The following is an 8660-nucleotide window of genomic DNA, read 5'->3' as shown; positions in this document are numbered from 1 at the left end:
CCCGACGTCGTACAAAGCGTTTCCAGCCATAAAAAGGCCTCCCATTTCTTGTGTCCAAGAAATGGGAGGCAGTTCAGACGACGCTAAAACGGGGGCTCTTTAGTAGATTTTTGGGACAAAAAGGGCGCCGCGGATGGATTTCCGCGGCGCCCAAGCCACACGCTAACAGCTTTAAGGAGTCAAAGCTGGTTTAGCCAAAAAAGCGCTTGATCTCGATCTCGGCGTTCTCCAGGCAGTCGGAGCCGTGGATCACGTTGGCGTTGACATCGACAGCAAAGTCGCCGCGAATGGTGCCGGGGGCAGCATCAAGCGGGTTGGTGGCGCCCATAAGGGTGCGCATCTTGGAGACAGCGGAGAGGCCGGAAACGACCATCTTGACGACCGGACCGCTCGTCATAAAGTCGCAGAGACCGCCAAAGAAGGGCTTGTCGGCCAGATGGGCGTAGTGCTCCTCGACGGTAGCGCGCTCGAGCGTGGTCATCTCCATGCGCTCGATGACAAGGCCGCTACGCTCAATACGAGCAACGATCTCGCCGATCTTGCGATCGCGCACCGCGTCGGGCTTAATCATGATGAAGGTCTTCTCGATAGCCATAAGGTAGCCTTTCAAGTAGGTTCGCGCGTGCCCAAGTCCCATTCCGGCACCCGCCTGGACTGCATCGTAACAGAGTTTTAGCTGCAGTTAAACAAAAAGCTGTTTATTGAAACGCTGCAATTTATTAAAGCGCTCCATATGTGTCACTTCTGTTTCGAAGCCCGATTAGAGTACCATCCGACCGCTCATCAACCACATCGAACAGAGCGGGCGGTCGGTTGCCACCCGCGAACGTGCCCCCTTCACAACCTGCCCAAAGGTCCTACAGAAGTTCTCGACAAGCTCCTTCCTTCTCTATAACAAAACGGGCGCCCACCGTAGCAGGCACCCGTAAAGGCAAGATATAATGAACGCACCAGACAGACGCATCCAATAAGCTAATTAGCTCCGTGGCCCATCTCGACGACCTTGGTCAACGAGCCAAACACGCCCTCATCGGCCGCAAGCTGCGTCTCGGCGCGCCCCAACTGCACGGCAACGGCGGCAGGAGCGGTGCCGCCCTCGGTCGTGCGCGCGGCAACGATCGACGGGATGTCGAGCGCCTCGGTAATATCGCGCTCAAAGAGCGGGCTTGCCTCCTGGAACACCTCAAACGGCAGGTCCTCAAGATTGCAGCCGTGCTTCTCACACATCAGGACCAGATGGCCCACCACGGCATGTGCCTCACGGAACGGCAGACCACGCTTAGCCAGGTAATCGGCAACATCGGTGGCGGCAAGATGCCCCACGCCGCACTCGCGCGCCATGGCATCCTCGTTGACGGTCCAGGTCGAAATCATTCCGGCCATAACGGACAGGCACTGCATGAGCGTGTGAGCGGTATCGAGCGCGCCCTCCTTGTCCTCCTGCAAGTCCTTGTTATAAGCGAGCGGCAGGCCCTTCATGGTTACCAGCAGCTGCACCAGGTTGCCGTACACGCGACCGCTCTTACCGCGGATAAGCTCGGCAAAGTCGGGATTCTTCTTCTGCGGCATGATGGACGAGCCAGTGGAGTAGGAGTCTGAAAGCGTGATAAAGCCAAATTCGGAGCTCGACCACAGCACGATCTCCTCGGAAAGACGCGACAGGTGCATCGCCATGACGGATCCGGCGTAATGCAAATCGAGCAGGAAATCACGGTCGGAAACCGCATCGAGCGAGTTGGGAATCACGCCCGCAAAGCCAAGTTCGGCAGCCGTCATCTGGCGATCGAGCGGATAGCTCGTACCGGCAAGCGCGGCAGCACCCAGCGGGCAGTTGTCGGCGGCATCAAAGGCGGCCTTCAGACGTGTAAAGTCGCGCGCGAACATCCAGGAATACGCCAGCAGATGATGTGACAGCAGCACGGGCTGAGCATGCTGCATGTGCGTGTAACCCGGCAGAATCACCTTGTCGTACTTCTTGGCCGCATCCACCAGCACGTGGCGCAACTGCAGGTTGGCCTCCATGAGCTCCTTGGCCAACGCCTTGACGCCCAGGCGCGTATCGGTCGCCACCTGGTCGTTGCGCGAACGTCCGGTATGCAAGCGCTTGCCGGCCTCGCCGATGCGACGCGTCAGCTCGCTCTCGATGGACATATGGATGTCCTCGTCGTTGATATCGAAGGTGAAGTTGCCGGCATCGATATCCTGTTCGATTCCGGTCAGGCCCTCGGCAATCGCCTGCTCATCCTCGGCACTGATGATGCCCTGGGCCGCCAGCATCTTGGCATGCGCCTTAGAACCGGCGATATCCTGCTTATAGAGATGTTTGTCGACCGGCAGCGACGCGCCAAACTCCTGCGTGACCTCGGCCACTCCCGCCTCAAAACGACCGCCCCAAAGAGCCATGGAACCGTCCCCTTTCTCCAAATACCAAAACAAGCGCCCAAAGCAATGCGCCATGTCGCTAAAGCGATTTTTCAACCGCTAGTTTTACACAATCCCCACCGTGCGCGGGACCATGTTGCTAATTTGCAAAGAAGTGACGCACCAAGCACTTGGCGCCCAACGTCTCCCTCCGGATGTTGCCTTGCGAACCATCGATCCAGGCCTTCAGGCTCACAGGAACGTCCTCGACCTTTGCAGCATCGAACTCGGGCGCGAGGGCAAGTAAGGCATGCGCGACAGCGTTGAACATAATGGATACTCCCCATATATATAGGCACAGAGCCGCCAAATTGATAGAAGGAGCCCCGCCGGACAACCCCGGCGGGGCTCGGACTCAGCCGCAGGCGCAGCGTCATATATGCGGGCGGAACGTAGGGGCCACCGATGTTAAGAAGTGTCAGCAAGCATAACGAAAGGTAGGGACCCCGTGCGCCCGTTTTGTATCACGCGGATGGGCCGCGCGGATACCAAGGAAAGGAGGCGTTAGGCCTGGGCGGCAGCGGAGCTGGGACCCTGGACCTTTGCCCACGTCTTGAGCGACAGCGTATCGATCTCGATAAAGCCGGCGCTGGCCTTCTCGTCAAACGTGGTGTCGCGGTCGTAGGTAGCCAGACCGTAGTCGTAGAGGCTGAAGGGGCTCTTGCGGCCGACGACATGACAGTTGCCCTTAAAGAACTTCAGACGGACGGTACCGGTCACGAACTTCTGGGTGTCGGCCATAAAGGCGTCGAGCGCGTTCTTGAGCGGGCTGTACCACTGGCCGTTGTACACGGCAGTGGCCCAATCCTGCTCGAGCTTAATCTTGGTCTTGAGCAGGTCGCCCTCGACGCAGATATCCTCGAGTGCCTTGTGGGCGGTGATGAGCGTCAGGGCGCCGGGAACCTCATAGCACTCGCGGCTCTTGAGGCCCACCAGACGATCCTCGACCAGGTCGAGACGGCCAAAGCCGTTGTCACCAGAGATCTTGTTGAGGGCGATGACGATCTCGGAGAGCTTCATCTTCTTGCCGTCGACGGCGACGGGCTTGCCGGCCTCAAACTCAATCTCGGTATACGTCGGGGTGTCGGGCGCGTCCTCGGGGTTCTTGGTCATAACCCAGGCGTCATCGAGCGGCTCGTTCCAGGGATCCTCCAGGTGACCGCACTCGATGGCGCGACCCCACAGGTTGTCGTCGATGGAGTAGGGGTTGTCGTTGGCACCCTCGGGAACCGGCACGTTGTGGGCGTGGGCGTAGGCGACCTCGTCGGGACGGCACTTCAGGTCCCACTCGCGAACCGGGGCGATCACCTTGAGCTCGGGGTCGAGGGCCTTGACGGCGGCCTCAAAACGGACCTGGTCGTTACCCTTGCCGGTGCAGCCGTGGGCGACGTAGGTCGCGCCAAACTCGTGGGCGACCTCAACAAGCTTCTTGGCAAGCAGCGGGCGAGACAGGGCGGAGAGCAGCGGGTACTTGTTCTCGTACATGGAGTTTGCGGCGATGGCCTTAGTCAGGAACTCATCGGAGAACTCGTCGCGCAGGTCGAGCACCTGGCAATCGAGAACGCCCAGGTCAAGCGCCTTCTGCTTCTTGGCATCCAAGCCGGTCTCCTCCTGGCCCACGTTGCCGCAGACGCAAACGACATCGAGATTCTTCTCGTCCTGGAGCCACTTGACACATACGGATGTATCAAGACCACCGGAATATGCGAGAACGACTTTTTCCTTGCTCATGGCTGTTTCCTTTCGCCCTTGGTAGCTAGTTAGAACATCGGTCAGTTGCAAGTCATTTCGAGGTCAAAAAACCGTGCAATATCAGGTTAAATAGCAAAAAGCAGCACAGCATGCCCTAGAAACATGCGTTTATATCGTGCTAAAACCCAACGACCTCAAAATGACTCTGTTGGGGCATTTCACCCCATACGAACAGAGACGATTGTTATCGTCGTCGGGAAATTGCGCGCTGGCGTCGGATGGCATTATCTGCAGTGGTGATGATCTTTACGAACTGCATCTGCCTCTCCTTTCACCTATCGCCGGGCGCAATTCTAATATCGTAAACGGTACCTTTTCTTCGGTAAGCGGTTGTATTTCCGTCTCCGTTTTCGATGGTCGCTATATTACGCTAAAGTGCCCGCAGCACAAGCGACAAATTCAAATTTCTGAAAAGTTTTTTCATTACTTTGTGAAGCGTGGTGCAAATACGCTCCGTTCCTGCGACAATACGCTCAGTTACTGGTTGATGGTTATAACGTCTGAAACAATTTCGAAACGAAAGGCGCGCTTTTATGCAAACTTACGAATCGGACACCAATATCGGAAGCATTAAGATTCTCGCCGTCGACATGGACAAGACGCTGCTCACCGACAAGCGCGTGTTGCCGCAGGGTCTTGATGAGCGCCTGGACAAGCTCGCCGACGCAGGCATTGTATTCTGCCCCGCCAGCGGACGCCCTGCCCCCAAGCTCGAGGAGATGTTCGAGGGTATTAAGAACCGCCTTGCTTTTTGTCCCGACAACGGAGCCTGCGTCATCTATCGCGGCAGCTATATCTATAAGAGCAACATCGATGTGGCGCTGTATCAGCAGGTGCTCGCTCGCGCCTCGGAGGACCCGCGCGCCGTTCCCGTCCTGTGCTGCTACGACGAGTTCTATGTGCTCGCCCGCGACCATCAGTACCACGACGAGATCAGCGTCTACTACAACACGATCAACTACGTCGATAGCTTTGAGGGCCTTGATATCGAGTCCAACAAGATTTCGATCTTCTTCCCCGCCTACGATGCCGAGCCAGCGTTTCGCGAGGACTACAGCCCCGAGTTCTCGGACAAACTCTACGTCACCAATGCGGGCCGCGAGTGGATCGACTTTATGAATCTGGGCGTCGACAAGGGGTCGGGCGTAGCACATCTCTGCGAGCGCCTGGGCATCGATATCGCCGACGCCGCTGCCGTGGGCGATACGTACAACGACATCCCCATGCTTGAGCGCGTCGGTCACAGCTTTATCGTGGACAATGCCGAGGAGCATATGAACGCGCATGCCAAGTGGCGTATTCCGAGCAACAACGACGGGGGCGTACTGACGCTCATCGACGCTATCTTGGCGGCTCGGTAACGTGGCACGTCGGACCTGGCCGGGCGGCGCGGATTAGTTTTTCGTTCGGTCAGGTCCTGGGCTCGCTCGGAAAGCACATTAAGTGCTTTCCGGCTCGTGCGGAATCTACGAAAAACTAATCCGCGCCGCCCGGCCAGGTCCTAGGTTTACTTTCCTGCCGCCAAGATGGCGTCTTGAGTGTCTAGATACTTAGCTGAAATGATTTGAGCAGAGGGGAGCCCCTTGTTGGAAGGGGCTCCCCTCTGTTTTGGTTACTGTGGGACAAATTAATCAGTAGTGTTTGTCCCAAATCTTAAGTATGTGGGGGCTTGCGTCTTGGGCGAGCTTGCCTTACGGAGTGCTTCCCTATTTCGCGTCGGCCCAGGTTATGCCGGTGCTGGCTTCGGCGATCAACGGTACGCGGAGGTCTACTACGTGTTCCATGACGTCGCGGACCATGGCGGTGAGGCGCTCGACTTCGTTGACGGGGCACTCAAAGTCCAGTTCGTCGTGTACCTGCAGAATCATGTGGGCGGCAAAGCCCTCTTCTTCCAGACGGCGGCTCACGCGGGCCATCGCGATCTTGATGATGTCGGCCGCAGTGCCCTGCATGGGGTGGTTCATGGCCGTGCGCTCGCCAAAGCCGCGGAGTTGCGGGTTTTTGGCCTTGAGCTCGGGAATATGGCGTCTGCGGCCATACATGGTCTCGGCATAGCCCGTCTGCTTGGCACGTGCCACCACGTTGTCGAGGAACGTGCGCACGCCCGGGTAGGCCTCGTAGTAGCGATCGATCATGTCGCGCGCCTCGGCCATCGAGATGTGCAGCGACTGTGACAGGCCATAGGCCTGCTGGCCGTACACAATGCCAAAGTTCACGGCCTTGGCGCGGCTGCGCAGGTCGGGCGTCACCTCGGACACCGGCACGCCAAACACGCGCGCGGCCGTCTCGGCATGGAAGTCCTCGCCCTCGTTAAAGGCGCGCACCAGATGCTCGTCACCCGAGAGATGCGCCAGCAGACGCAGCTCGATCTGCGAGTAGTCCACCGCCAAAAAGACGCTTCCCTCGCCTGCCGAAAACGCCGTCTTGACAGTACGGCCCAACTCCGAGCGCGTCGGGATGTTCTGAAGGTTCGGGTCACTCGAGGACAGACGACCCGTCGCCGTGATGGTCTGGTTGTACGTGGTGTGCACGCGACCGTCACCACGACGCAACGGGCCCAGCGTGTCCAGATAGGTCGACTTAATCTTGGACTTCTCGCGCCAGTCCAAAATCAGACGCACGATTTCGTGGTCACGGGCAAGGTCGCTCAGCACCTTGGCGTTGGTCGAATAATAGCCGCGCTTGGTCTTTTTGAGACCCTTGGTCGGAAGGCCCATCACGTCAAAGAGCACGTGCGAGAGCTGCATGGGACTGCCGATGTTAAAGGTCTCGTCGCCGGCCAGATCGCGAATGCTCCGCTCGACCTCGGCAATCTGGGTCGCCAGACCCTCGGACAGACTATGCAGGCGGTCGGGGTCCACGAGCATGCCCGCGCGCTCCATCTTGGCAAGCACCGGCACGAGCGGCATCTCGATGCCATCGAACACGTTGGCGGCGTTCTCGCGGGCCATGCGGTCGCGCAGCGGCGCCACGAGCGCCAGCGTCAGGGCCGCAGTGCGGGCAGCAGGGGCAGGAGCGTCCTCGCCAGCACCCTCCGCGCCGCGCGCCGCAGGCAGCGTCATCTGCAGATAGGTATCGGCCAGATACGCCTCATCAAACTCGGAGCGGTCGGAATCCAACAGATAGGCGGCGACCACAGTATCGAAGATGCGCGTGGAATCGACGGCCAGCGGATCCATGAGCTCGGGCTCAGAGGAATCGATGGGCGAAAGCTCGTGCAACAGCGCCTTCATGTCCGGGCTCGCCACGCGGCCCTCCATAAACAGACGCGCGAGCACGCCGGCAATCGCGCCGTGGACGAGGTTGAAGCCCTCAACCTCAGCCGCCGCACCGCCGTCGCCCTCCTCGAGCGCGAACAGGCCCTTGGACGTCGCCAACCACAGCGTGCGGGTCAGTCCAAAGAGCGCGCCCTCTTCCTTATCGTCGTCCACCACGGCGGCGACCCACTCGCCGGCATCAATCGCGCGGGAGACCTCAGCTGCAACGGCACCAAGCGCGTCAGCATCGCCGGCGGCAGCACGCAAAACGGCGGGCATCTCAAACGTGCTGGCAGTGGCAGCAGCGCCACCCTCGCCGCCGATCAGCGCCAAGAAACGGTTCTGCATGGCGGTAATACCAAGCGTACCCAGCGCCGCGGAAACCTCATCGGCAGAAAACGCCGGGAAAGACGTCGCCTCAAAATCGAGCTCAACGGGCGCATCGGTGCGGATGGTCGCCACCTTACGGCTCAGCAGCGCGTCGTCGATGTGTGCGCGCAGGTTTTCGCCCATCTTGCCCTTGACCTCATCGGCGTGTGCGATGACCTCGTCCAGGCTACCGTACTGCGCAATGAGCGCGCTCGCCTTTTTGGGGCCGATGCCCGGCACGCCGGGGATGTTATCGGACGTATCGCCCTTCAGACCATAAAAGTCGGGCACGAGCGCCGGCGTGATGCCGTGATACAGATCGTCCACGCTCTCGGGCGTCATGATCGCCACGTCGGACAGGCCCTTGCGGGTCGAGACCACGTTGACGTGCTCGGTCACGAGCTGATACATATCGCGATCACCGGTCACCAGCAGCATGTCACAGCCGGCCTGCTCGCCCAGGCGCGCCATAGTGCCCAGGATGTCATCGCCTTCCCAGCCCTCGGACTGCAAAATTGGCACGTTAAGCGCGGCGAGCAGCTCCTTAATCATGGGAAACTGTGCGTGCAGATCGGGGTCCATGGGCGGGCGCTGAGCCTTGTACTGCGGCAGCATCTCCATGCGCACGCGCGGCTTGCCCTTATCAAATGCCACGACCACACCGTCGGGGTTAAAGGCATCGATCATCTTGAGGAACATATTCAAAAAGCCAAAGATCGCGTTGGTGGGACGACCGTCCGGCGCGTTCATGGTGGGCGGCACGGCGTGGAAGGCGCGGTGCATGAGCGAGTTGCCGTCGATGACGGCAAAGGTACGGCGCTTGTCAGACATATTGAATACCTCGCTTTGGGCTGGGCACGG

Annotated in this window: 6 protein-coding genes; 1 reads left to right on the top strand and 5 read right to left on the bottom strand. The window is 59.4% G+C overall.

Annotation, left to right across the window (positions count from 1 at the left end; all coding sequences use genetic code 11):
* Window positions 1-190: 190 nt before the first annotated feature.
* From ndk to AQ996_RS05410, 4 genes are all read right to left on the bottom strand, one after another.
* The gene (ndk, locus tag AQ996_RS05420) at window positions 191-595 is read right to left on the bottom strand and encodes a nucleoside-diphosphate kinase (RefSeq protein ID WP_055251725.1); all 405 of its coding nucleotides are present in this window, start codon (window positions 593-595) and stop codon (window positions 191-193) included.
* 377 nt (window positions 596-972) lie between these two features.
* Window positions 973-2403 (bottom strand): argininosuccinate lyase, encoded by a 1431-nt coding sequence (gene argH, locus AQ996_RS05415; RefSeq protein WP_055251723.1) that lies wholly within the window; start codon window positions 2401-2403, stop codon window positions 973-975.
* 118 nt (window positions 2404-2521) lie between these two features.
* The gene (locus tag AQ996_RS09805; protein WP_156333779.1) at window positions 2522-2692 is read right to left on the bottom strand and encodes a hypothetical protein; all 171 of its coding nucleotides are present in this window, start codon (window positions 2690-2692) and stop codon (window positions 2522-2524) included.
* Window positions 2693-2925: 233 nt separating this feature from the next.
* A complete protein-coding gene (locus tag AQ996_RS05410) occupies window positions 2926-4152 on the bottom strand; it encodes an argininosuccinate synthase (protein ID WP_055251721.1) in 1227 nt (408 codons plus the stop codon).
* A 554-nt stretch (window positions 4153-4706) separates the two neighbouring features.
* Between AQ996_RS05410 and AQ996_RS05405 the strand changes: the two genes are divergently transcribed.
* Window positions 4707-5534 carry a Cof-type HAD-IIB family hydrolase gene (locus AQ996_RS05405; RefSeq protein ID WP_055251719.1) on the top strand — a complete coding sequence of 276 codons (828 nt, stop codon included), beginning with the start codon at window positions 4707-4709 and terminating at the stop codon, window positions 5532-5534.
* Window positions 5535-5879: 345 nt separating this feature from the next.
* Here the strand turns inward: AQ996_RS05405 and polA are convergent, their stop codons facing one another.
* Window positions 5880-8630 carry a DNA polymerase I gene (polA, locus tag AQ996_RS05400; protein WP_055251718.1) on the bottom strand — a complete coding sequence of 917 codons (2751 nt, stop codon included), beginning with the start codon at window positions 8628-8630 and terminating at the stop codon, window positions 5880-5882.
* Window positions 8631-8660: the final 30 nt, after the last annotated feature.

It is taken from the genome of Collinsella aerofaciens (assembly GCF_001404695.1).
GTDB lineage: Bacteria > Actinomycetota > Coriobacteriia > Coriobacteriales > Coriobacteriaceae > Collinsella > Collinsella aerofaciens_E.
The sequence above is the reverse complement of the archived record's forward strand: the minus strand, read 5'-3'. Positions and strand labels throughout refer to the sequence as shown.

Bases quoted from the DNA above. Each gene is read 5' to 3' on its own strand.
- AQ996_RS09805 (WP_156333779.1), bottom strand. From the start codon at position 2,692: ATGTTCAACGCTGTCGCGCATGCCTTACTTGCCCTCGCGCCCGAGTTC.
- argH (WP_055251723.1), bottom strand. From the start codon at position 2,403: ATGGCTCTTTGGGGCGGTCGTTTTGAGGCGGGAGTGGCCGAGGTCACG.
- polA (WP_055251718.1), bottom strand. From the start codon at position 8,630: ATGTCTGACAAGCGCCGTACCTTTGCCGTCATCGACGGCAACTCGCTC.
- ndk (WP_055251725.1), bottom strand. From the start codon at position 595: ATGGCTATCGAGAAGACCTTCATCATGATTAAGCCCGACGCGGTGCGC.
- AQ996_RS05405 (WP_055251719.1), top strand. From the start codon at position 4,707: ATGCAAACTTACGAATCGGACACCAATATCGGAAGCATTAAGATTCTC.
- AQ996_RS05410 (WP_055251721.1), bottom strand. From the start codon at position 4,152: ATGAGCAAGGAAAAAGTCGTTCTCGCATATTCCGGTGGTCTTGATACA.